Annotated in this window: 19 protein-coding genes; 9 read left to right on the forward strand and 10 right to left on the reverse strand. The window is 62.4% G+C overall.

The genetic code is table 11. From position 1 onward, the window contains the following. Positions 1 to 31 precede the first annotated feature (31 nt). Positions 32 to 1,093: a hypothetical protein gene (locus BDB13_RS13170; RefSeq protein WP_176459574.1), complete on the forward strand. Its 1,062-nt coding sequence runs from the start codon at positions 32 to 34 to the stop codon at positions 1,091 to 1,093. Here BDB13_RS13170 and BDB13_RS13175 read toward each other — a convergent pair. After that, on the reverse strand, positions 1,090 to 1,560 hold the full coding sequence (locus BDB13_RS13175) for a gamma-glutamylcyclotransferase (protein ID WP_094272033.1): 471 nt from the start codon (positions 1,558 to 1,560) through the stop codon (positions 1,090 to 1,092). The genes BDB13_RS13170 and BDB13_RS13175 overlap by 4 nt on opposite strands. A gap of 177 nt (positions 1,561 to 1,737) precedes the next feature. On the opposite strand from BDB13_RS13175, the gene BDB13_RS13180 reads away from it, so the two are divergent. Beyond that, positions 1,738 to 3,141, forward strand: coding sequence for an NAD(P)H-quinone dehydrogenase (locus BDB13_RS13180; RefSeq protein ID WP_094272034.1), 1,404 nt, complete (start codon positions 1,738 to 1,740; stop codon positions 3,139 to 3,141). Positions 3,142 to 3,307: 166 nt separating this feature from the next. Continuing rightward, a complete protein-coding gene (locus BDB13_RS13185) occupies positions 3,308 to 4,492 on the forward strand; it encodes an aminotransferase-like domain-containing protein (protein ID WP_094272035.1) in 1,185 nt (394 codons plus the stop codon). Here the strand turns inward: BDB13_RS13185 and glpK are convergent. Next, positions 4,489 to 5,979, reverse strand: coding sequence for a glycerol kinase GlpK (gene glpK / locus BDB13_RS13190; RefSeq protein ID WP_094272036.1), 1,491 nt, complete (start codon positions 5,977 to 5,979; stop codon positions 4,489 to 4,491). The two genes, BDB13_RS13185 and glpK, sit on opposite strands and share 4 nt — an antisense overlap. A gap of 103 nt (positions 5,980 to 6,082) precedes the next feature. Here glpK and BDB13_RS13195 point away from each other — a divergent pair, with 103 nt between their 5' ends. Next, entirely contained in the window at positions 6,083 to 7,825 is a 1,743-nt protein-coding gene (locus tag BDB13_RS13195) for a glycerol-3-phosphate dehydrogenase/oxidase (RefSeq protein WP_094272037.1), read from the forward strand. On the opposite strand, the gene BDB13_RS13200 is transcribed toward BDB13_RS13195, so the two are convergent. Further along, on the reverse strand, positions 7,822 to 8,772 hold the full coding sequence (locus BDB13_RS13200; protein WP_094272038.1) for a LysR family transcriptional regulator: 951 nt from the start codon (positions 8,770 to 8,772) through the stop codon (positions 7,822 to 7,824). The genes BDB13_RS13195 and BDB13_RS13200 overlap by 4 nt on opposite strands. Before the next feature lie 113 nt (positions 8,773 to 8,885). Between BDB13_RS13200 and BDB13_RS13205 the strand changes: the two genes are divergently transcribed. Together BDB13_RS13205 and BDB13_RS13210 are read left to right on the forward strand one after the other, a co-directional pair. Next, a complete protein-coding gene (locus tag BDB13_RS13205; protein WP_094272039.1) occupies positions 8,886 to 10,133 on the forward strand; it encodes an MFS transporter in 1,248 nt (415 codons plus the stop codon). A gap of 87 nt (positions 10,134 to 10,220) precedes the next feature. Then, complete coding sequence (locus BDB13_RS13210) at positions 10,221 to 11,828, forward strand: HNH endonuclease signature motif containing protein (protein ID WP_094272040.1); 1,608 nt, start codon at positions 10,221 to 10,223, stop codon at positions 11,826 to 11,828. Here BDB13_RS13210 and BDB13_RS13215 read toward each other — a convergent pair. Further along, positions 11,801 to 12,757 carry a LysR family transcriptional regulator gene (locus BDB13_RS13215; RefSeq protein WP_094274889.1) on the reverse strand — a complete coding sequence of 319 codons (957 nt, stop codon included), beginning with the start codon at positions 12,755 to 12,757 and terminating at the stop codon, positions 11,801 to 11,803. The two genes, BDB13_RS13210 and BDB13_RS13215, sit on opposite strands and share 28 nt — an antisense overlap. Before the next feature lie 139 nt (positions 12,758 to 12,896). Here BDB13_RS13215 and BDB13_RS13220 point away from each other — a divergent pair, with 139 nt between their 5' ends. Together BDB13_RS13220 and BDB13_RS13225 are read left to right on the forward strand one after the other, a co-directional pair. Beyond that, positions 12,897 to 14,273 (forward strand): MFS transporter, encoded by a 1,377-nt coding sequence (locus tag BDB13_RS13220; protein WP_094272041.1) that lies wholly within the window; start codon positions 12,897 to 12,899, stop codon positions 14,271 to 14,273. Further along, a complete protein-coding gene (locus BDB13_RS13225) occupies positions 14,270 to 15,013 on the forward strand; it encodes a 3-hydroxybutyrate dehydrogenase (RefSeq protein ID WP_094272042.1) in 744 nt (247 codons plus the stop codon). The genes BDB13_RS13220 and BDB13_RS13225 overlap by 4 nt, the downstream gene beginning before the upstream one ends. Before the next feature lie 5 nt (positions 15,014 to 15,018). On the opposite strand, the gene BDB13_RS13230 is transcribed toward BDB13_RS13225, so the two are convergent. From BDB13_RS13230 to BDB13_RS13245, 4 genes are all read right to left on the reverse strand, one after another. Continuing rightward, entirely contained in the window at positions 15,019 to 15,924 is a 906-nt protein-coding gene (locus BDB13_RS13230; RefSeq protein WP_094272043.1) for a hypothetical protein, read from the reverse strand. Continuing rightward, positions 15,914 to 16,513: a serine/threonine protein kinase gene (locus BDB13_RS13235; RefSeq protein ID WP_254922809.1), complete on the reverse strand. Its 600-nt coding sequence runs from the start codon at positions 16,511 to 16,513 to the stop codon at positions 15,914 to 15,916. Before BDB13_RS13235 ends, BDB13_RS13230 begins: the two co-directional genes overlap by 11 nt. A gap of 79 nt (positions 16,514 to 16,592) precedes the next feature. Continuing rightward, positions 16,593 to 17,129, reverse strand: coding sequence for a hypothetical protein (locus BDB13_RS13240; protein ID WP_094272044.1), 537 nt, complete (start codon positions 17,127 to 17,129; stop codon positions 16,593 to 16,595). 17 nt (positions 17,130 to 17,146) lie between these two features. Continuing rightward, entirely contained in the window at positions 17,147 to 18,088 is a 942-nt protein-coding gene (locus BDB13_RS13245) for an oxygenase MpaB family protein (protein ID WP_094272045.1), read from the reverse strand. A 50-nt stretch (positions 18,089 to 18,138) separates the two neighbouring features. On the opposite strand from BDB13_RS13245, the gene BDB13_RS13250 reads away from it, so the two are divergent. Further along, a complete protein-coding gene (locus BDB13_RS13250; protein WP_094272046.1) occupies positions 18,139 to 18,708 on the forward strand; it encodes a TetR/AcrR family transcriptional regulator in 570 nt (189 codons plus the stop codon). Here BDB13_RS13250 and BDB13_RS13255 read toward each other — a convergent pair. Both BDB13_RS13255 and BDB13_RS13260 read right to left on the reverse strand, forming a co-directional pair. Then, positions 18,695 to 19,486 carry a DNA-formamidopyrimidine glycosylase family protein gene (locus BDB13_RS13255; protein WP_094272047.1) on the reverse strand — a complete coding sequence of 264 codons (792 nt, stop codon included), beginning with the start codon at positions 19,484 to 19,486 and terminating at the stop codon, positions 18,695 to 18,697. The two genes, BDB13_RS13250 and BDB13_RS13255, sit on opposite strands and share 14 nt — an antisense overlap. 33 nt (positions 19,487 to 19,519) lie before the next feature. Beyond that, on the reverse strand, positions 19,520 to 24,040 hold the full coding sequence (locus BDB13_RS13260; RefSeq protein WP_176459575.1) for an ATP-dependent helicase: 4,521 nt from the start codon (positions 24,038 to 24,040) through the stop codon (positions 19,520 to 19,522). Positions 24,041 to 24,052: the final 12 nt, after the last annotated feature.

The following is a 24,052-nucleotide window of genomic DNA, read 5'->3' on the forward strand; positions in this document are numbered from 1 at the left end:
TTTTTCGTTGGGTTCGAGTGAAGGTACGGGCATGTCGATAGGTGTAGGAGTGCGAATCGGCTCAGTGGTGTCGACGGCAGTGGTGGCGTCGAACGACCCCGGTTCTGCTGATCCGGTGGTGATTGTGCGAGATACCGTTCTCAATAAGCGCAAGGACGGCGGAACCGTGCTCGGCGGTGAGCCGGAATTGGGCGCGGGTCGCGAATTCGCCGAGAGTTGGAGTGGATTTGTCGGCCGCGTCGGAGATCCGAGCGGCGTTGCGGGAACCGCTGATACCCGTTATCGCGCTGAGGATCTGGTGGCAACCTCGATTCGGTGTCTCTTGCAAGAATGTGAGCCGCTGCCTGATCGCGGCGGTCGCGACGGCGGCGCACCCGACATTGTGGCGACGTACCCGTCGCGCTGGGATTCGTCGACAGCTGCGATTCTGCGGGATTCGCTTGTGTACGCGGGCCTCGAGCGCATCACTCTCGTCTCGGATGCCGAGGCGGTGTCGGCGTGGTTCGAATCCGAGATTGCCGCACTGGCCGGAACACTCATCGGGATCTATCACGTCGACGACACAGGAGCGGCCGTGACGCTGGTTCGCTCGGGTGTCGCGGCCGGCCGTGCCTTCGGCTTTGCCGGTGACGGAAGTTCTCCGAGTTCGCGGATCGCGACGGCTCTCGGTGCCTTCGGTTGGATGCCGGAGAACCTCGACGCCGTAGTTGTGACCGGCGACGGCGATATGGCCGGCGATAAAGCTGCGATGACGGCAATTGCCGTCAGTGTTGCCGAAAAGCTCAGTGTGCGTTGTGAACTCGGACCCGGGCCGGAACAGTCCGCTGCGCTCGGTGCGGCAATCCTTGCGGCAGGCTTCACCTCGACGTCGCACCAGATCGTGCCCATCGGACTGCCGCCGTCACACGACGTCACCGAAGTTTTCGAGAACGTTCCTCGCGTTGCCACCGCGACTGCCGTCGCAGTGGAACCGGAAGCTGCAGTCGCCGTGATCGAGCCTGCCAAGCGCAGCTACGCACGTGTCGCGATCGGAGTGAGCGCGGCGTTGGTGCTTATCGTGCTGGCAGGCTTGGCGTACTTCCTGCTGCTCTAGTCGGTCAAACCATTCCCGGGGCCCACGTTCCGGCTGTTCCGCGTCCGCAGTTCACGGACGTAGTCGGCCGGAGCGCCGGCGATCTCGGCAGCGTCGGCCATTACTCCGATGTAACGAGCTGACGGAAGGCCGCCCTCGTAGGCGTCCATGACGTACAGCCAGGCGAGTACTGCGCCGTCGCCCGTGTCGACGCGCACCCGGATCTTGCGGTGTAGGCCGAGCTCTGCGCCTTCCCAGCGGTCGAGGCTTACGACGTCCTCTTCCGGGACGTCGTACAGAACGACGAAGACGCTGGAATCGGGGTCCTCCACCACAGTGGCGAGAGCACCTTCCCAGCCCATGTCCTCGCCGCTGAACGTCAGGCGCCAGCCACGCAACCATCCCGTCCCCGACATGGGGGAGTGTGGGCAGCGTAACAACATCTGCTCGGGGTGCATGTTGGAACCGTATGCAGCATAAATCGACACGGGCGCAAGCCTAAACGGTGGTGCAAGGGTGAAGCGAAGCGGACCACTGCACGCTAGTAATCTGGTGCAAGCACTGCGCGACGTCGTTCGCTGCAATAGCGTGACCCACGCGTGCTCGTTTTAGGTGAGTAGATCGGCGGGAGACCCCTGTCGGTCGCCTGATTACTTGGAGGACACATGACCCGGATCGTGATCATCGGCGGCGGACCTGCCGGATATGAGGCAGCGCTGGTTGCTGCCCAGCACGGCGCAACCGTCACCCTGATCGATTCGGATGGAGTCGGTGGAGCCTGTGTCCTCTTCGACTGTGTGCCGTCCAAGACCTTCATTGCATCGACCGGCATCCGTACCGATATGCGTCGTGCATCCGATCTGGGCATCACGCTCGATCCCGAGCAGGCTACGGTCTCGCTCCCCAAGATTCACTCCCGAGTCAAGGCGCTCGCGTTGTCCCAGTCCTCGGACATTCGTGCTCGCCTGCAGACGGTCGGCGTCGAGGTCCTCTCCGGCAGCGCCGAACTGATCGACCAGGAACTGGGTTTGGCCACTCACCAGGTGCGGGCGACCCTCGCCGACGGTGAGCAGCGCACCATCACCGCCGACGTCGTGCTCATCGCGACCGGCGCCAGCCCCCGGATCATCCCGGGTGCCGAGCCGGACGGCGAGCGCATCATGACGTGGCGTCAGCTCTACGACTTGGATGAGCTGCCGTCGCACCTCGTTGTTGTCGGTTCCGGTGTGACCGGCGCAGAGTTCGTGTCCGCGTACACGGAGATGGGCGTCAAGGTCACGCTCGTGTCCAGCCGTGACCGCGTGCTCCCGGGAGAAGACGCCGACGCCGCCCTCGTACTCGAAGATGCACTGGCCGAACGCGGTGTGATCTTGGTCAAGCATGCTCGCGCCGACGCCGTCGAGCGCACCGAGGACGGCATCATCGTGAAGCTGTCCGACGGTCGTACGGTCGAGGGCAGCCATGCCCTGATGACGGTTGGTTCGGTCCCGAACACGAATAACCTGGGCCTCGACAAGGTCGGCATCGAGCTGGACAAGGGCGGCTACCTTCGGGTCGACCGCGTCTCGCGCACCACGGCCTCGGGTATCTACGCGGCGGGCGACTGCACGGGTCTGCTGCCGCTCGCGTCGGTGGCTGCCATGCAGGGCCGCATTGCGATGTACCACGCGCTCGGTGAAGGCGTCAGCCCCATCAAGCTGAAGACGGTGGCGTCGGCAGTGTTCACGCGCCCTGAAATCGCGACGGTGGGTGTCACGCAGGCGGCGATCGACGACGGCGAGGTTCCGGCGCGCACCGTCATGTTGCCGCTCAACACCAACCCGCGTGCCAAGATGTCCGGCCTGCGTCGCGGCTTCGTGAAGATCTTCTGCCGTCCGGCCACCGGCGTGGTTATCGGTGGAGTTGTGGTTGCGCCCAACGGATCCGAGTTGATTCTTCCGCTCGCGATGGCGGTTCAGAACAACCTGACCGTCAACGATCTGGCGCAGACGTTCTCCGTGTACCCCTCACTGACAGGTTCGATCACCGAGGCCGCGCGTCAGCTCATGCGCCACGACGACCTCGACTGATTCCTAGAATCTGAGAATTAGATTTCACATATTGGTGTGATGGTGGGATAGTCGAGGTACCGGTCGAATCAGGGATCGGTACCTCGGCGCTCTCCCCGCCCGGCAACCCCTTCGGCGGCTCAGAGTGTTATTCCTCTGAATTTGCTTCGAGTGCCTGGGAGTTCACATGAAACACGCCGCGCTGTCTGCTCGTATGGATGGACTCCGTAGTTCCGCAATCCGAGACCTGTTGACTCTGACGGCTCGCCCTGACGTGATCAGCCTGGCCGGCGGATTACCTGATCCACTTTTCATTCCGCGAGAACGCATTTCGAAGGCCGCCTACAATGCGCTCGGGGATCCCTCGTCGGTTCAGTACGGCGAGACTTCCGGGTTACGACGCCTCCGTGAAGTGATTGCCGCACGTGAATCCGTCAAAATCGGGCGCACGCTCGACTCTTCCGACGTCGTCATCACGCACGGCAGTCAGCAAGGTTTGAGTCTGCTCGCGCAGGTCTTGCTCGACGCCGGTGACGTTGTCGTAGTGGAGGACCCTGCGTATACCGGTGCGCTGCAGGTCTTTCGGACTGCGCAGGCAACGTTGGTCCCAGTGCCTCTCGACGCAGACGGCATGGATACCGCAGCTCTCGAAGCGAAACTGGTCGCCGGCCTGCGACCCAAAGTTGTTCACACAGTAAGCAATTTCCACAATCCGCGTGGGTCCGTGCTCTCGGCGGAACGCCGTGCGCATCTTGCGCATCTTGCCGATAGATACGGCTTCTGGGTTCTCGAGGACGATCCGTACGGGGAGCTCTACTTCGACGGCCCGCCGCCGCTTCCGGTTGCAGCGTTGTCCGAAAGAGTGATTCGGCTCTCCAGTGCATCGAAGGTGCTGGCGCCGGCACTACGTGTCGGTTGGCTTCACGGTGATCGCCGGGTGTGCGAGGCGGTCGAGTTGATCAAGCAGGGCGCAGACCTGTGTGGTTCTTCGCTCACGCAGCAGATCGCAGCCGACTTGTTCTCGGATCACGAGTGGCTTGACGCGCATCTGGACATGTTGCGTGCGTCGTACGGAAGCCGGGCCAAGGCGCTGGTCAGTGCATTGGAAGACGGCTTCGGTGACACTGCGCGGTTCTCGACCGTGCGCGGTGGGATGTTCTGCTGGATGGACACCACGGCGGAGGTCGATACCGCATCCGTACTCGATATTGCCGTCGAACATGGTGTGGCATTTGTCCCCGGCAACGCGTTCGCTGTCGACGCCGATCTGAGCCGATCGGCTCGCCTGTGCTTTGCGACGTATCCCGAAACGGTGCTGCAAGACGCCGCGCAGAAGCTGCGCGACGCCTTCGCTGCCGCTGTTCTCGTCTAGTCCGACCAGTTGTACGTGCGCTCGACGGCCTTGTTCCACTCGGCGTACAGACGCGCACGTTCGGACTCCGCCATCGAAGGCTCCCAGGTCTTGCCGACGGCCCAGTTGTTTCGGATGTCGTCGGTATCGGCCCAGTAACCAACGGCCAGGCCCGCGGCGTAGGCCGCGCCCAAGGCAGTTGTCTCGTTGACCACGGGACGGATGACGGGCACGCCCAGGATGTCGGATTGGAACTGCATCAGGGTTTCGTTCACCACCATTCCGCCGTCGACCTTCAATGCGGAGAATGTCACGCCGGAATCGTTGCGCATGGCGTCGATGACCTCGCGGGTTTGGTAGGCGGTGGCTTCGAGGGCGGCCCGCGCCAGGTGGCCCTTGTTGACGAAACGGGTGAGACCGACGATGACACCACGAGCGTCGGGGCGCCAGCGCGGGGCGAACAGGCCGGAGAACGCGGGAACGATGTAGGCGCCGCCGTTGTCTTCGACGGTCAAGGCCAGGGGCTCGATGTCCTTGGCGCTCTGGATGATTCCGAGGTTGTCGCGCAGCCACTGAACGAGGGAGCCGGAGACGGCGACAGAACCTTCGAGTGCGTAGACGGCCGGGGCGTCGCCCAGTTTGTAGCAGAGGGTGGTCAGCAAACCATGCTTGCTGTGTACCGGCGTCGTGCCGGTGTTGAGCAGTAGGAAGTTGCCGGTGCCGTACGTGTTCTTGGCTTCACCTTCGGCGAGGCACGCCTGACCGAAGGTGGCGGCTTGCTGATCGCCGAGGATGCCGGCGACGGGTACTCCGGCTAGGTTTCCGCGCGGGCGGCCTTTGCCGTAGATCTCGGAGGAACTGCGAATCTCCGGCAGCATCGACATCGGGATTCCGAAATCGGCGCAGATGGACTCATCCCACTGCAACGTCTCCAGATCCATGAGCATCGTGCGTGACGCATTGGTGACATCTGTCACGTGAGTGCCCTCGGTGAGGTGCCACAGGATCCAGGTATCGACGGTGCCGAAGCACAATTCGCCGGCCTCCGCCTTCTCTCTCGCACCGTCCACGTTGTCGAGAATCCATCGGATCTTCGGCCCGGAGAAATACGTCGACAGGGGCAAGCCGGTCTTGGCGCGGTACTTGTCCGGTCCGTCTTCTCCACCGAGTTCCTGACAGAGTTGATCGGTACGCGTGTCCTGCCAGACGATGGCGTTGTAGACCGGCTTGCCGGTCTTGCGCTCCCAGACCACCGTTGTCTCACGTTGATTCGTGATTCCGACGGCAGCGATGTCGGCGCGGGTGAGGTCGGCCTTCGCGAGTGCACCCGCCACCACCTCACGGGTGTTGATCCACAGCGCTACCGGGTCATGTTCCACCCAACCGGCTTGCGGAAAGATCTGCTCATGCTCCTTCTGAGCAACGCTGACGACTGAGCCGTCGTGATCGAAGATCATGCATCGGCTGGACGTCGTGCCCTGATCGATGGCGGCGATGTACTGGTTCACACGTCTCCTCGGTTCGAGCGCTGTCTTGTCCAACGCTGTCGCAGTATGTGGATGAAGCTACTAGCCTGGATCCGAATTCGTCGTCGACTCACAGGAGACCGGGTTGAGTAAGCAGCAGGGTGCGCAGTTTCTCGGCCCACAGCAGCGTGAAGCTGCCTGGGAACAGCTTCAAAACCAGCAGTTCGACGTCATTGTCGTCGGTGGTGGCGTGGTCGGCGTCGGCACGGCGCTCGATGCAGCGACACGTGGCCTCAAGGTCGCGTTAGTTGAGGCCCGCGATTACGCGTCGGGAACGTCCTCTCGTTCGTCGAAGATGTTCCACGGCGGTCTGCGATACCTCGAGCAGCTTGAATTCGGTCTGGTCCGGGAGGCGCTACGCGAACGTGAGCTGTCCTTGACGACGCTTGCACCCCACCTGGTCAAGCCCCTCAAGTTCCTGTTCCCGTTGGCTCACCGCGTGTGGGAACGTCCCTACATGGCGGCCGGAATCTTCCTGTACGACCGAATGGGCGGTGCCAAATCGGTGCCCTCGCAGAAGCACCTCACCCGCGCCGGCGCGTTGCGTATGTCTCCGAGTCTCAAGCGCAGTTCGCTGACCGGCGGCATTCAGTACTACGACACCGTTGTCGACGACGCTCGTCACACGATGATGGTGGCTCGTACCGCGGCGCACTACGGCGCAGTGGTCCGCACCTCGACGCAGGTTGTCGGCTTCCTTCGTGAGGCAGATCGCGTTTCGGGCGTCCGCGTCCGTGACTGCGAGGACGGTCGCACCGCTGAAATCAAGGGGCACGTGGTCATCAATGCCACTGGCGTCTGGACCGACGAGATTCAAGCCCTCTCACGCCAGCGCGGTCGTTTCCGTGTCCGCGCGTCGAAGGGTGTTCACATCGTGGTCCCGCGGGACCGGATCGTCAGCGAAGCTGCGATCATCCTGCGCACCGAAAAGTCTGTGCTGTTCGTGATTCCGTGGGGCAACCACTGGATCATCGGTACGACGGACACGGACTGGAACCTCGATCTCGCTCACCCGGCAGCAACGAAGGCTGACATCGATTACATTCTCGGCCACGTCAATTCGGTGTTGGTGACGCCGTTGACCCATGCCGACATCGACGGTGTGTACGCGGGGTTGCGTCCCCTCCTCGCCGGTGAGAGTGACGAGACGTCGAAGCTGTCCCGCGAACATGCCGTGGCGCGAGTTGCTCCCGGATTGGTAGCCATCGCCGGTGGTAAGTACACGACGTACCGCGTCATGGCTGAGGATGCCGTTGATGTTGCGTCCGAGGACATTCCGGCCAGGGTTGCGTCGTCGATTACCGAGAAGGTGCCGCTCGTCGGTGCCGACGGCTACTTCGCCTTGGTTAACCAAACTATGCAATTGGGTGAGCAGTACGGTCTGCATCCGTACCGGGTCAAGCATCTGCTGGATCGCTACGGCTCACTGATCACCGAGGTGCTCGAACTCGGGCGGGAAACTCCGGAGTTGTTGCAGCCCATCACGGATGCACCGGATTACCTCCAGGTCGAGGCCGTGTACGCCGCCGCAGCCGAGGGCGCATTGCACCTCGACGACATCTTGGCCCGGCGCCTGCGAATTTCCATCGAGTATGCGCACCGCGGCGTCAACTGCGCTGAGCAGGTCGCGGAACTGGTTGCGCCGGTGCTGGGTTGGGACGCCGAGGCTGTTGCTCGGGAAGTCGAAACCTACCGTGCGCGTGTCGAAGCCGAAGTGGAATCGCAGGCTCAGCCTGATGACGAAGCAGCAGACGCATTGCGCGCAGCTGCGCCGGAATCGCGAGCCGAGATCCTCGAGCCGGTCGTGGTGGTACCGGACCGCCTCTAGTGCGTCTCGAACCGCTGCCGGGGACTCGCCCAGGACGGGCGCCAAGTCGTCTCCGGAAGCGGTGCGAGACTATCGAAGTGGTCGATGATCGCTCGTAGCCCGGGGTGAGGATTCATCCGGGGGAGGATGAGCGAGAGCGGGTAGGCGAGCGTCGGTGCCGCGATCGGGATGCGGCGCAGGTCGTGATTCGTCGGCCAGATGTACCGGTCACGTGACCCGACCAAGGTGGCGACGTCTGCGGACTCCGCGAGCGTGTCCAGGAGTACTTCGTCGCCGAAGTGCGGGCCGGCCGCATCGATTCGGAGATCGAAGTCGGTGGCGAGTTGATCGTAGAACTCTGCCCACTCGCTTCGGGGCGCGATACCCGGCACCCAGATCCGATGCCCGCGCAATTGCAGCGGCGTCAGTGTTCGTGCGGAGGCAAGAGGATGTCTCGGGCCGACAAGAAGTTCGAGCGGCGAGTCGAACGCGTGGACCATCTGCAACGCGCGTGGCAGTGTGGCTCGGTCGGTGACGGTGCGGAACGAGGCGTCGATTTCGCCCGCTTCGACAGCGGCAACCGCCAGGCGTGGGTCATTGACCCGGAGAGTTACCACGTCAAGGTTGGTTTCGGGATGCGACCGCCAATAGTCGTGCAGGACAACCGCCTGCGCGCTTCGTAGGCCGAGAACGTCGATCCGAAGGGCCCGCGAGCCCGGTCTGACCGCAGTGACGGCGCGCTCCACACTCGTGACAATGCTCCGCGCATGCGGAAGAAATGCCTGGCCGTCGAGAGTCAGCTCGACACCGCGGGCGGTACGAGTGAAGAGACGAACTTCGAGCTCCCGCTCCAAGGTGGCAATCCGCTTCGAGACGGCCTGCTGCGTCACGCCCAGCTCGTTGGCCGCGTGTTGCAGCTGCCCGAGCTCGGCCGCGCGGACAAACGATCGCACTGCCTCGGTATCCATCGGACAAGCGTAAGCGTGCCCAACCGATCGTTGTGGCTCGCCGACGGACGAGTTGTTTGATCTGCGCCCGTACAGCTGATGTGATTCGCATCGGTTGTCGTCGAAGGAGTCGCATGGGAGTGCCATTGGGACGCAGCTTCGGCTGGCTGTGGTCGGCCTACGCCGTCAGCACGTACGGCACGTGGATCGCCTTCGGGGCGTTCCCACTCATCGCAGTGCAAGTGCTCCACTCGCCGGCGTTCGCAGTCTCACTTCTGGGCGCTGCCGGCCTTGCCGTTGCCGCGATCGTTGCTGTCCCTTTCGGGCCGTGGGTCGAACACCGGGCCAAACGCCCGGTGATGATCGCGACGGATCTCGTCCGGTTTCTCGCGATGGCGAGCATTCCGATCGCGTACTTCCTCGGTTTGCTGACTTACGGCCAACTGCTGGTTGTTTCGGTCATCTCCGGAACAGCAGGCATTGTGTTCACCGCAGCCTCCGGCGCATACCTCAAGCACCTCGTTCGAAGCGATCAACTGCTTGACGCGAACGGAAAATTTGAAGGCACAAACTGGGTGGCGACGGCAGCCGGACCGCCCCTCGGCGGAGCGCTCATCGGACTGCTCGGCCCGGTCATCACCGTCGCCGCCGACGCCCTCAGCTTTCTGCTGTCCGCACTTGGGGTTCTCCGCATTCGCGGCGATGACGTTGTGGCGCCCAGCGACGCAGATACCAGGTTGCGCACCACCGACCTTTTGAACGGCTGGCGGTTCATCCTCCACGACTCCGTCCTACGACGTCTGTTCCTCAACTCCGTGACAGTCAGTGGTCTGATCATGGCCACCAGCCCGCTCCTGGCGGTTCTTCTTCTCGGCGAATACCATTTTCCGCCTTGGCAATACGGTCTCGCCTTCGGTATTCCGGCACTAGGCGGTTTCGCTGGTGCTCGACTCTGTGCGCGCCTCGTCGCCCGCTACGGTCGCCACCGAGTCATACTCGTCTCCGGTTGGCTGCGTTCGATCTTTCCGCTCGGCCTCGCATTCGTTCAACCCGGCATCGCCGGACTCCTCACGGTGATCGTCGTCGAGGGCCTGCTGATCACGTGTATGGGCATCTTCAACCCCATCAACGCGGCAGAGCGTCTGCAGCGCACCCCCGCCCATCATGCCGCTCGAGTCCTCACCGCCTGGAGTGTCAGCAGCAAACTCGTCCAGGCCGTTCTCATGGTGATCTGGGGCGTCCTCGCAACACTCGCCGATCCGCTCGCCGCGATCACACTGTCCGGCGTTATCTTGCTTGCCACTCCACTTCTGCTGCCCAGGCGAACTCAGATGCCCGACGTCGATGATGCGCAGATGTCGCACTCCGTTGGGCCACGTTGAGAAGCCGTAGGTGGGCATTTTCGGACTATTCCGACTGATTTGTCTGTGACTGTTGTCTCCGAACATAGTTTCGAATACGGTGGGGGGATGTTGGAGTCGGGGGTGGGAAGTTACGGTCCGTCAGCGCCGCTGACCGGTGCCGAATCCGATTGCGCCCTCATCGATTTCATCTCCGAACTGCATTCGTGTGAAGCTCGGTTGGTGGAGCGCAAACTTGCTGCGATTGCCGAGTTCTTCACCCGCCGTAGTGCCGAGCACATGGCCTCCGGGACGTGGTCGTCCACGGCGCACGAGTTGGCGGAATCGGAGATCGGGGCGGTGTTGACGATGGGCCGCTCAGCGGCCGGGAAGCTCATCGGACTGGGCTTTGCGTTGAAGACCCGCCTGCACCGTACGCGGGCGGCGATGGCGCGCGGGGAGTTGGATGTCTATCGGGTCGGGTTGATCGAATCGGCCACTGCGAATGTGTCGGACGAGTTGATCGACGAGGTGGAACGCCTTGTCCTGGAACAGGTATTGGCTCCAGCCGTGGATGGTGGGACGGGGTTGACGGGTCGCCGGTTGACCGGTGTGATCGATCGGATTGTGGCGCGGGTGGATCCGGAAGGGATGCGGGAGCGCCGACGCCGGGCGTTGGCGGACCGGTTTGTCGGGGTCAGTGCGATGGAGGACGGGATGGCCCGGATCGTGGGCAGTATTCCGGCGGAGCAGGCCCGACTGTTCGACGGTCGGTTGCGGGAGTTGGCGTTGTCGGTGTGCCGGGATGATTCGCGGACGTATGAGCAGCGTCGGGCGGATGCGTTGGGCGCTCTGTTGGATGGTTCGGCGGTGTTGCCGTGTGATTGTGGCCGGGTGGATTGCGTGCAGGATCGGTCGGGGTTGGCGGTGGTGCGTCGTCCGTTGGTGGTTGTGGTGATGTCGGAATCGACGTACAGCAACAGCGCCGATGGTGGTGACGAGCCGGCGCATCTGGACGGGTACGGGGTGATCAGTGCCGATCAGGCGCGGGACATCGCGAAGGGTGCGGTTGTGCGGGAGGTGCGGGTGCCGGCAGATGTAGTGCCTGAGCCTGCCCCGGAATCCCCGTCCGAGCCCGAAGCTCTCCCGGCGTCGGCGTTGGTTTACCGTCCCGGCGCGGCATTGGATACGTGGCTACGGGCGGCGGCGGGGAGTTGTCAGTGGTTGCACTGCGACGTTCCGGCGTGGAATTGCGATCTCGATCATATGGTGCCGTTCGATCACGCTGATCCGGCTCGTGGCGGGAAGACGATCGCATCGAATCTGTCGGCGTATTGCCGAAATCATCATCGGCTCAAGCATTCCGGACGCTGGTTGCATACCCCGAACCTGGATCGCACGGTCAGCCTGGTTTCTCCGACGGGGCATTGTTACCGAACCCGGGCGGCCGGATTGCTGGCGGGATCAACCGATCCGATCCCACCGGAGGGTGGGCCGGCGCGGCGGACGAGGTTGGAGAACAAGGCTGCCCGGGTTCGGGGTGAACGCCGGCGGCGGCGTGCGCTGATGGATGTTCGGGCGCAGAAGTTGGCGCGGCGGGAGAGGAGGCTGAAAGTTCGGAAGCGGACTCAGTTGTTGCAGCGGTTGATGCGGGTGCGGGCAACAGGGTCGGGACGTAAGTATGTGGTTCGTGGGCGGAAGCCGGTGGATTACGGGGATGATCCGCCACCGTTCTGAAATTGAGTATCTCCGGCCTCAGCTCCGGGATTATGACCGAGTAGTTGCATTCGCTTCAGGTCCACAGTCTCCCGAATTGCCGAGACCACGGCTGCGACTTCACGGCGTCGTAGTGATTCTGCGCGGGCAACCAGCCAGTAGGCCAACCTCACCTCGATGTCGGTACGTAGGACGCGCACAAGATCCTCATGTCGATCGGCCATGAAGCACGGAAGAAGCCCGATTCCGGCTCCAGCGCGCGTGGCCTCGATGTGAACGAACACGTTGGTGGACGTGACAGCTTCCCTCATCGAGACGGTGAGCTTGCGAGCGAGATCCAGTTCGTCGACCTGCAACATCGAGTCGATGAAGTACACGAGGGAATGATCGGCAAGGTCGGCTGGGCTCGCCGGAACCGTATGTTGACGTAGGTATTCGCGAGACGCATACAGCCCCAGTGCGTAGTCGGCCAAGTGAATAGCTTCGGCGCGGTGGACGTGGGGCTTGCCGACAACCACTTCGATATCGAGTCCGGAGCGGATCTGCGAGGCTTTTCGTGTGGCGACGACGATCTCCACGCTCACTCGTGGATGCCGTTTGCGGACTGTTGCACCAGCCGGTGCAGCAATGTACGCGCTGAATCCGTCGGTTGCAGATACTCGGACAACGCCGTCGAGGAGGTGCTGTCCGTTGGGGTCCAGTGCCAAGTCGTTGACGGCTGCCTCGATCCGTTCCGCCGCCATCAGTGCCTGTTTGCCCAGGTCGGTCAGTTCCCAGCCACCGGACGCACGGACGAGCACTCGACCACCCAGACTCTTCTCGAGGCCGGCGATGCGCCTCGAGATGGTGGTGTGGTTAAGCCCGAGGTCGTCGGCTGCAGTGTTGAAACGCCCCGTGCGGCCTACAGCGAGCAGAACCAAAAGATCGTCGGGATTCGGTCCGGGATTCATATCTGCATCTTTGCAGTTGCAGGCTGCGGTTTTTGTCATTGTTGTGAAACCGATCTGCATCAATACTCATCCAGCCAGAGAAAAGTGTGTGAGCAGTCACATTTGAGAATCGCTGCGAACTATGACGAGGGAGTCCACGATGAGCGTCGACAACAGGCCGAAACCCGAAGCCGAAGCCCCTCCATCGGGGTTGAAGAAGGTTGTCGGCGCATCGATGGCGGGGACCGTCGTCGAGTGGTACGAGTTCTTTCTGTACGGCACCGCTGCGACCTTGGTGTTCAGCAAGGTGTTCTTCCCCGGCGGTGGCAACGAGTTCGACGCGGTCATCGCGGCTTTCATCACGTACGCCGTCGGATTTGCGGCGCGTCCGTTGGGTGGCATCGTCTTCGGGTACTTCGGGGACAAGTTCGGCCGAAAGCAGCTGCTGCAGTTCAGTCTTCTGCTCGTCGGTGCGGCAACTTTCCTGATGGGCTGCCTGCCCACCTACGGACAGATCGGGTATTGGGCGCCGGCGCTCCTCGTGACGCTCCGATTTATCCAAGGATTTGCAGTAGGCGGTGAATGGGGTGGAGCGGTACTCCTTGTCGCAGAGCACAGTCCGAACCGGTCGCGAGGATTCTGGTCGTCCTGGCCGCAAGCGGGCGTTCCGATGGGCAACCTCGTTGCGACCGTGGTTCTGCTGATTCTGACGTCGACCCTGTCGGACGAATCGTTCATGAGTTGGGGTTGGCGCGTTGCCTTCTGGCTTTCGGCGGTCATCGTTCTGGTCGGATATTACATTCGCACCAAAGTTACAGATGCCCCCATTTTCCTTGCCGCGCAAAAGGAAGCAGAGCTGGTCAAGGAGACGTCGTACAGCGTCTTCGAGGTAGTGAAGCGTTACCCACGCGGCGTTCTGACTGCAATGGGTCTGCGCTTTGCCGAGAATGTCATGTACTACCTCGTCGTGACGTTTTCGATCACCTACCTCAAGCTTGTTGTGCATGCAGATACCTCGCACATTCTCTGGTGGATGCTCATTGCCCACGCGGTACACTTTGCGGTAATTCCATTGGTAGGCAAGCTGTCCGACACCATCGGCCGGCGCCCGGTGTACATGATCGGTGCCGTCACCGCCGGAACTTGGGGCTTCTTCGCCTTCCCGATGATGAACAGTGGACACAACGCGGTCATTCTCTCGGCGATCATCATCGGCCTCGTGTTTCACGCATTCATGTATGCCGGCCAACCTGCGATCATGGCCGAGATGTTCCCGACCCGGATGCGTTACTCCGGAGTGTCTTTGGGATATCAGGTGACGGCGATCGTGGCAGGATCGTTGGCGCCGATCATCGCCACGGCGCTTCTTCGCAAGTTTGATTCTTCGGTTCCCATTGCCGTGTACTTGCTGCTTGCCTCACTGATCACCATCGTCGCGGTCTTCTTTGCCCGTGAAACCAAAGGCATTTCGCTCGAATCCGTCGACGAGGCAGATGCGCAGGTACTCGCGAACGAGCGCGCCGGTGTTCCCGCATGACGCTCGCCGGGAAGTCAGCACTGGTCACCGGTGGTGCAAGCGGTATCGGTGAGGCGTGCGCCCGACTGCTTGCCGCGCGCGGCGCCCACGTCACAGTTGCAGATGTTGACGATGTCGCAGCGAAATCGCTGGCCGACGAAATCGACGGCAGTGCTTGGGCAGTCGATCTCCTCGATACGGATCAGCTCACGACCCTTGCGTTGGAGGCCGACATCCTGGTCAACAGTGCCGGTATTCAACGGGTCAGTCCGATCGAGGACTTCGATGTCGAAGATTTCCGCAGGATTCAGCGACTCATGGTGGAAGCGCCGTTCCTTCTCATTCGTGCTGCCCTTCCCTACATGTACCGCAACGGTTTCGGGCGCATCCTCAACATTTCCTCCGTACACGGTCTGCGGGCGTCCCCTTACAAGAGCGCGTACGTCGCCGCAAAACACGGTCTCGAAGGTTTATCGAAAGTTGTTGCTCTCGAAGGTGCTTCACACGGAGTCACCAGTAACTGCGTCAACCCGGGATATGTGTTGACGCCACTCGTGCAGAGTCAAATCGCGGACCAGGCAAAGGTTCACGGCATCAGTGAATCCGATGTGATCGAGAAGGTGATGCTCACGGAGAGCGCGATCAAGCGGATGGTGGAGCCGTCGGAAGTGGCCTCACTGGTCGGTTGGCTGGCTTCGGTCGACGCAGCCATGGTGACCGGTGCGTCGTACACGATGGACGGCGGATGGAGCGCACGATGACAACCCTACCTGGGTGCGCACGTGCCACCGATCGGTAATTCTTGTGCCCGAGTGCCTATCCAGGTGCCGATGTCGTCGAGCATCGCCGTACCGTCGGAAAAGGTTCCGGAGTTGGGCTTTGCAGCGATCGCCACAGCGAGTTGGCCTGTGCCACTGGTGATGATCCCGAATTGACGGACGAGGTAGCCGCCGTCCTGGTCCGGACCCCACCCGCCCTTGAAGCGGGCTTCCGGGATCACTCCCAGGCCCCAGTGTTGATCGGGGCTGACGTCACCCATGAAGTCCAGAACCTCGGCGGCGTCGGTGCGACACGGCAAGGTCGCCGCGAATTGCGCTTGATCGTTGAGCGACCACTGTGTTTGTCCGAAAGCGCTGAATTCGGGTCGGAGAACTTGTGATTCGACAGTCGTCGAGACATCGCCCGACGTGGCGAGGACCGATTCGACCTTTGCTGCCGCGCTGGTTGGGTCGCCGAGTTCGGACCACAGGACTTCGGCTGATTCGTTGTCCGACATGGTGATTGCTCGACTGATGGCGGTGAGTTGATTGCCGTCGACCGCGCCGGTCTTGCCGGCTTCGCCGAGAGCCGCGATCGACAAGGGGACTTTGATGGTCGACCACGCAACACCACTGTGCCAGTCGCCGGCGGCGAGGGACTGACCACCGCCCACCGGAACGAGGGTGATTCCCACCGTGCCGTCGAGTGTTTTACTCAGGGCAGCAAAGCCCGCGAGCGGCCCGGCGCCGTCGAGCGGAACCGGTTCTGCCGGTGTTGCTTCTGACGGAGCGGAGACGCTTTCGGTGACGGTCTCGTTCTTCGGAACGTCGGCATCGGTGGGAATAGTGCAGGCCGAGAGTGCTGCCGCCACTCCCAGAACAAGGCCGAGGATCAGCCTGGAATCAGTAGACATAGACGACCGCATTGTTGCCGCCGGTGCAGGTAACTACCTTCTTGCCGCTGCAACTCATGGAATAGCGGGTGTTGGTGACGGGGCTGACGGCACTGATCGTGACCGTCGTACCGCGCTGGTTCTGGTTCACATATTGGGAGCGCACCGCTTCGGCGAATTCACACGACGTGACCGTGCTCCCGACTGCAGAATTCGGGAATTCACTGTTGGAGAAAACCGAGCTGCACGGGGATGCGTTGCGAGGGAGTGTCTCCCCGGTACTCGGAGCGGTGGTGGTGGTGCGAGGAGCCTGAGATTGCGAAGTAGCCCTGGCCGAGGATGTCGCGCCTGCGGACGTATCTGAAATTCTGTCGAAAATCAGCGGGCGGATCCACACGAGCGCAACTACCACCACGACCGCGAGAACACCGGCAGCGAGGAGCATCCACAACCAGAGCGGTGTTCGTGGCGGCGGCACTGGTGGGTAGCCGCCCTGTGGATAGCCAGGTGGTCGGTAACCGGGAGGCGGGCCGTTGCCCGGTGGTGGCGGAACGGGTTGTGGGCGCTCGGATCCGGAATCCCACGGATACGGCGGTTGCGGGGTAGTCATCTCGTGGGACTCCTGATCCGATAATGCGACGTTTGTCTGCGTTATGTATATCGGACCGGGGCGACAGGATTATTTTCCACTAGTGGGTCAGGATAAGTTTGAGGGCCACGATAATTGTGGCGACTGCGGCGAGTCCGAAGGCCGCGATATGGGTTTCGGTGCTCACCTTTTCGCCGTGGAGACGACTGATCACGTAACTGGTCGATCCGATGCGCAGGACCAGTACGAGTTCGGCGATCAATTGAGCGGTCCGGGGCTCGAAGAGATTGATCCAGGCAGTTCCCAGGATTACGGTCGGAACGACGGCTGACGTGAGAATCGGTACGGAATCGCGGAGTGCGTCGAGCCGCTCCCGGCCGGATAGTTGTCGATCATTGCGAATACTTTCGCCCACACCCTCGGCGAAGGTGTGGGCAATGTACGTCGAGAGTGCGGTGCCGATGACAATGGCAACTCCGAGCGATTCTTCGGATCGCATCACCGGAATCAGTGCAGCCAGCGCCAGGATATTTCCGTAGATGTATGCGGTGGTCCGAGCGGCGATGCGCTCCTGCCCGAGCGGCTCGCCGCGCGAGGTGATCGGACGATTCAGTAGAGTCCGGAAATCCCAATCCATCTGTCGAGCATGACAGATCAGACGCGCGGGCTGTAATGCATGGGGTTGTCTCGTTGATCGAGTGGTGGCAAATTGCGGGCGGGAGTGTGAACCAGGGGAGCGTCGGCGGGCTTCCTACCGTGTGCACGATCCCAGCCGGCGCGGGCACGCGGTTGATAGTGGTAACGCCAGGGGACAAGACGGAAGGCCGCATTGACGGCTTTCCCGACGATCCTGTGGATCTTCGCGTCACCGGCACTCCAGGAATAACCGAGAAGATCACGCACAGGTTGGTCGTACATCCCGACGGTCAGCCAGATGAATCCTCGGGCGATGGGGATACGGACGACGCGCCAGATCGGGTCGGGTAGCCACGTCATGAACGGCGGCTTGCCCAGCGCAGACAGGTCGAGGACGTCGCGAGTGGCCTTGTTGTCTTCGAGTACGTTGCGGCACATGTGATCCCAATATTCCTGGAAGGCTTCCCAGGTTTCGGGGACTGGTCGCATGCTCATGCCGTAGAGGCGATACCACTGGATATGCTCGGTGAAGAGTTGTCGCTTCTGGGCGTCGGTGAGACCGCCCGAAAAGTTTTCGGCCGTGACGATGGTGCCCATGAAGAACGTGGCGTGTGCCCAGTAGAAAGTGTCGGGATCGAGCGCGTGGTACCGGCGCCCGAACTTGTCGACGCCCTTGATGTTGGTGTGGTAGCCCCGTACCTGAAGTGCGGTTTCCTCGGCGCGATCACCGTCGAACACAACTCCGGCGATGGGATAGAGCGAGCGGTACAGTCGCTCCCAGCGCTCGTCGAAGAACTTCGAATGTTCTTCGACGCCGGCGCCGAGGCCCGGATGCATGTTCTGCATCGAGCCTGCCCACGGGCCTTGCAGCATTCCCCGCCAGTCGCCGAAGTACTTCCACGTCAAGGAATCGGGGCCCAGTGGTGTGGGTGCGGCACCGTCACCTATTTGACTACGCATGTTGTCAGATTAGGATCGGCAACACCAGTAGTCAAGGAATCGGGGCAAGCGTGGGTATCGAAGAACGGCGTGTAATACGAAAGGCAACGCTGTTCGACGTGGGCGTGACGCTTCTCGGAGCAGTCGACGGATCAGCCGTCAATGTGCGAGCGGTGTGCAAAGCGGCTGGGCTCACGGAGCGGTACTTTTACGAGAGCTTTACCGACCGCGATCAGTACGTTGTGTCGGTCCACTCGTTTGTCGCGGAACGCGCGCAGTCTGCACTGGCGACAGCCGTGGCCACAGAGTCCGGTACCGAAGCAGTGGCAACGGCGGCGGTGGACGCGTTCGTGAAGTTGATGGTCGACGATCCGGCGATGGGCCGAGTGCTGTTGATCGCGCCGCTTTCCGAGCCGGTTCTCAATGGCCGCGGAATCCAGTCGATGCCGGCCTTCGTGGATCTGGTGTACGCCCAACTTTCCGAAATCAGTGATCCGGTGGACAAACAACTGGTTGCCGTCGGATTGGTGGGTGCGCTGTTCACTCTCTTCATCGGCTACCTCGACGGCAGTATCGACATCGACCGCGAACGCTTTGTCGCGCACTGCGTCCGCTTGCTTACGAGGGCTAATCACGCGTAGACGGTTGGCACGACGGGCAGAAGAAGATCTGTCGCTCGGTGAGTTGATCGGGTCCGAGTAGGTCGTGGAGGATGCGAGTTCCGCACCGGCGGCAGGGTTTTCCGGCGCGGCCGTACACCCACGTTTCTCGTCCGCGGCGGGTATCGCCGGTGGTAACCCGAACTCGACGGGCCTTGTTGGCATTGATGATGCGGAACGACAGATCGACCACAGCGTCGAGGTCGTGGACGTCCGCCGTCGGTGTCCGAGGGTGAAGTCCACGGAGGAAACAGATTTCGTTCCGATAGATATTGCCCAGTCCGGCCAGGATCCGTTGATCGAGTAAAGCTGTTCCGATCGGTTGTATGCCGACGGCGTGCAGATTGGCCAGTGCCTGGGTGGGGTTCCAGTTCGGTCCCAGCAGATCCGGTCCGAGGTGCCCGATCGCGGAATCCTCCTGGCTCCGGTCGAGAATCTCGGTGATTCCGAGCGAAAAACCCACTGCGACGACATCTTCAGTGGCAAGGATGATCCTTGCTTGATGCGCGGGGCGACGCCACCGCTCGCCGGTGCGGTAGATCTGCCACGCACCTTCCATCTTCAGATGTGTGTGGATGGACGCGTCGTCGACCCGAATCAACAGGTGCTTGCCTCGGCTGACGACGGAGTCGACGCGGGTGCCCGTCAGATCGACAGTGGCGTATCGAGGCACCCGAACGTCGCACGCTGTCAGGATCTTTCCTTCGAGTGCCGCGCGCAGGGCCTGTGCCGTCTGCCAGACGGTATCGCCTTCGGGCATCAGGATCTCGGCATCTTCAGGACCTCAGCATCTTCAAGACCTCAGCCGGTATCCGCGCGGGGTTGCCGCAAAACCTGCTTCTATCAGAATCGGCGCAAAATCGTTGCCGTGAATCGTTGCTCCGTCTACCTTCTCGACCACCAGTTTCTCGATGGCACGATCCTTCACCATCTGTGCCAGAGACGTTGCTGCCGTGCGGAGTACGCCGCTGTCATCGGTGAACGTAAGGATAGTTCGGCCACCGCGCTCGACAAAGAGCACCAGTTCGCCTTCTACGAGCACGACTAGAGCGCCGGCTTTACGACCCGGCCGGTGTCCCGGTGATTCTTCACCGCTCGACCCAGGCCAGGGAAGTGCTGCGCCGTACGGGTTGGCGGGGTCGCAGGCAGCGAGAGTGACCGTTGCAGCGGATGTGTGGCGCCCTTCGATGGAATCTCCGAACGTCCGCAACCGATCCACGACGGCGGGCGTCGAGAACTGGGCCCCGCCCAAAGTGTCGACAAAATATCCGCGTCGGGCCCGGCCGTTGTCCTCGAATGTGCTGAGCACCTTGTAGATCAGTGCGAACCCGCCGGGGACGTTCTCGCTGACCACGCTGCCGCGAGTCACCACGCCGTAGCGTTCGAGAAGGAGATCTGCAGTGGCGTGGGCGCGGACAGTGGGGTCGGGTTCTGCGGGTGGCAACAGGAACCAGCGCCCCGCAGCGGTGGCTGGTCCGGTACGCGCGGGAACGGCAGGACGCATCATTCCGCGATACGGACGAGCGCGGGGAACGCGTCGGGGGATCCGGTGGCTGGTTGTGGTTCGAGTGGTGTCGGACAGCAGTGCGCGCAGCGGCGCGAGCGTGTCGTTGCCGATGTGTCCGAGCCACACCAACTCCCAGAGTGCTGTGGTGAGGGCGCCGTCGTCCGTCGATTCGAGGGCGTCGGCAATGTGCCGGAAGAAGTATGCGCCACCGCCGGCGAGCAGATCGAGTACGTGTTGCTGCAGGTCCGAGACATCGGTATCGGCCGGGGGATTGAGGGTGACGGGAGCAAGATCCGCCGGGTGCAGAACTATCCACCCGTCCTTGCTCGAGATGGCTCCCGACCCTGACCACAGGACCTCGCCCGTCGAGGTCAGTTCGTCGAGCATGGCCGGCGAGTAGTCGGTGATACGGCTGGGCAAGATCAAGGATTCGAGTGCCGACGCCGGAATGGGAACGCCGGCAAGCTGATCGATCACTGTTGCGACTCCGTCGATGCCGCGGAGGGTGCCGCCGACATGCTGCCAGCTGGGCAGGAAGCGGCCCAACGTCGCGGTACTGACCGGCTCGACCTCTTGGCGGGCGGCTGCGAGGGAGCGACGACGCAACCGCCGCAGAACTTCGGCGTCACACCATTCGCTGCCGGCGGAGCCAGGTCGGAACTCGCCCTCCAGCACTCGCTTCTCCAGGGCCAGTCGCCCGAGGACATCGCGTGCCACGGACACTCCGACGCCGAATCTTGCGGCCGCGTCGGCGAGTGTGAAGGGACCGTGGGTGCGGGCGTATCGGCTCAGGAGGTCTTCGAGCGGTTGATCTGCGGGCTCGATGAACGCGGCGGGTACTCCGATGGGGAGTGGCACGCCGAGTCCGTCGCGCAGTCGGGCGGCATCCTCGATTGCCGTCCACCAGTGCTGTCCGGCAAACGAAACCTGAAGGGCGCGTTTGTCGGCGACCAACTTCGCGAGCCAGGCATCGGGATCTTCGAGGCTGCGGGCAGCAACTTCTTCGGTGGTCAGTGGTCCGAGCATCCGCAGGAGGTCGGCAACACCTTCGAGATCTTTTGCCTGCCGCTCCGGAACAAGCCTTTGGAGTTCACGTTCGGCTGTCTCGATGACGGCGCCGTCGAGTAGTTCACGGAGTTCTACGCGGCCGAGAAGTTCGGCCAACAAGGTCGAGTCGAGAGAAAGTGCGGCAGCACGCCTTTCGGCGAGGGGGCTGTCGCCCTCGTACATGAACGCGCCGACGTAGTTGAACAACAATGCACTGGCGAACGGTGACGGTGACGCCGTCTCGACGTCGACGATCCGGATCTGCCGCTTCGCGATCTTGCCGAAGAGTTCTTTGAGGGCCGGAAGGTCGTAGACGTCCTGGAGGCATTCACGCACTGTCTCGAGCAGGATCGGGAACGTCGGGAACTTGCGGGCCACGTCGAGGAGTTGGGCGCTGCGTTGACGCTGCTGCCACAGGGGTGCGCGTTTGCCGGGATTTCGGCGGGGGAGAAGTAGTGCGCGAGCGGCACATTCACGGAATCTGGAGGCAAAAAGTGCGGAGCCGCCTACTTCCTGCGTCACCAGATCCTCGATGTCGTCGACGTCGAACGCAAACAGTTCGGCGCCGGGAGGCTCGTTCTCGGTATCGGGTAGCCGGATGATGATGCCGTCGTCGGACGCCGTGGGACTCGAGTCGACGCCGTACCGCTCCTGCAACCGTGCACCGATCGCCAGTGCCCACGGGGCGTGGACCCGTTGGCCGTAGGGAGAGTGGAGAACGAGGCGCCAGTCGCCGAGTTCGTCGCGGAACCGCTCGACCACCAACGTGCGATCCGACGGCACCTGGCCGGTCGCGTTTTTCTGTTCGTTGACCAGTTGGATCAGGTTGGTGGTGGCGTTGTGGTCCAGGCCGCCGACGCGGCAGCGTTCGACGACATCGGCCTCGTTGCCCAGTGCGGTTTCACGGATGAACTGTCCCAAGGCCTGGCCGAGTTCTGCGGGACGACCCAAACCGTCGCCGTGCCAGAACGGCAGACGTCCCGGCATTCCGTAGGCAGGGCTGACGAGGACACGATCGAAGGTGATTTCTTCGATCCGCCAACTGGTCGCGCCCAACGCGAAGACGTCTCCGACACGGGATTCGTAGACCATTTCTTCGTCGAGTTCACCGACACGAGAAGACTTCTCGCCCACCATGTAGACGGTGAAGAGGCCGCGGTCGGGGATGGCGCCGCCCGAGGTGACGGCCAGACGCTGGGCGCCGGGACGCCCGGTGAGGGTATTGGCTTCGCGATCCCAGACCAGGCGCGGGCGTAGTTCGGCGAACTCGTCCGACGGGTAGCGGCCGGCCAGCAGATCGAGGGTGGATTCGTAGGCGGAGCGGGGAAGTGTTGCAAACGAACCGCTTCGGCGGACCATGTCGAACCAGTCGTCGACGTCGATGGGTTCGAGCGCCGTTGCGGCAACTGTCTGCTGGGCGAGAATATCGAGCGGATTGGCCGGGACGGCAAGGGCTTCGATCTTGCCTTCGACCATGCGCTCGACGGTGACGGCGCAGTGAATGAGATCGGTGCGATGTTTCGGGAACACCACGCCGCGTGAGATCTCGCCGACCTGGTGGCCGGCGCGGCCGACGCGTTGCAGTCCGCTGGCTACCGACGGCGGAGCTTCCACTTGAATGACAAGATCAACAGCGCCCATGTCGATTCCGAGTTCGAGGCTGCTGGTCGCGACGACGCAGCGCAGTCGTCCGGACTTGAGGTCGTCTTCGATGAGGGCGCGCTGATCTTTGCTCACGGAACCGTGATGGGCACGAGCAAGCAATGGTTCGGCGCCGAAGCTGACCTCGGTGGGAGTGCCGATCTGTGCCGGTGGGCGAGGCATCTTGTCGACCACTACGCCGGTGCGTTCGGCATGAATCTCGTTGAGGCGCGCAGTCAACCGCTCGGCGAGCCGTCGTGAATTGGCGAAGACGATGCACGAACGATGCTCCAGCACGAGGTCGACGATCTGCTCTTCGACATGCGGCCAGATGGAACCGGCTTGGGGAGTGGGGGATTCGGAACCGTCGGACGGAGCGGCGATTCCCAGTTCGGTCATGTCCTCGACGGGTACTCGGACCGTGAGATCAAAAGTCTTGGCGGCAGGCGGGGCGACGATGCGGATGGGGGCGGAACCGGAGAGGAATCGTCCGACCTCTTCGTGGGGACGCACGGTGGCGGACAAGCCGATTCGCTGCGCCGGCCGCTCGAGCAGGGCGTCGAGGCGTTCGAGGGAGAGAGCGAGGTGCGAACCGCGTTTGGTGCCCGCGACGGCGTGTACCTCGTCGACAATGACCGTATCGACGCCGACCAAGGTTTCTCGCGCAGCAGACGTCAACATCAGGAACAGGGATTCCGGGGTCGTGATCAGGATGTCCGGTGGCCGCTTGATCAGTGAGCGTCGATCAGCGGGAGAAGTATCGCCCGAGCGAACACCGACTGTGATTTCCGGCGGCGTGAGTCCGAGTCGTTTGGCTGTTTGAGTGATGCCGACCAACGGGGCCCGGAGGTTACGTTCGACGTCGACACCGAGGGCCTTGAGCGGCGAAATGTAGAGGACTTTGGTGGTGCGGTCACTGCCGTCGTGACCGGCCAGCTGATCGAGTGCCCACAGAAATGCCGACAGTGTCTTGCCGGAACCGGTGGGAGCGACAACAAGTGTGTGCGCGCCACTGGCAATGGATTCCCACGCACCCAGCTGAGCGTTGGTGGGGGCGGTGAAGGCACCGTCGAACCATTCTCGTGTCGCGCGCGAGAACCTCTCGAGGACTTCAGTCACCTGTCCATAGTG

Origin of the sequence: Rhodococcus sp. OK302 (assembly GCF_002245895.1) — a bacterium.
GTDB lineage: Bacteria > Actinomycetota > Actinomycetes > Mycobacteriales > Mycobacteriaceae > Rhodococcus_F.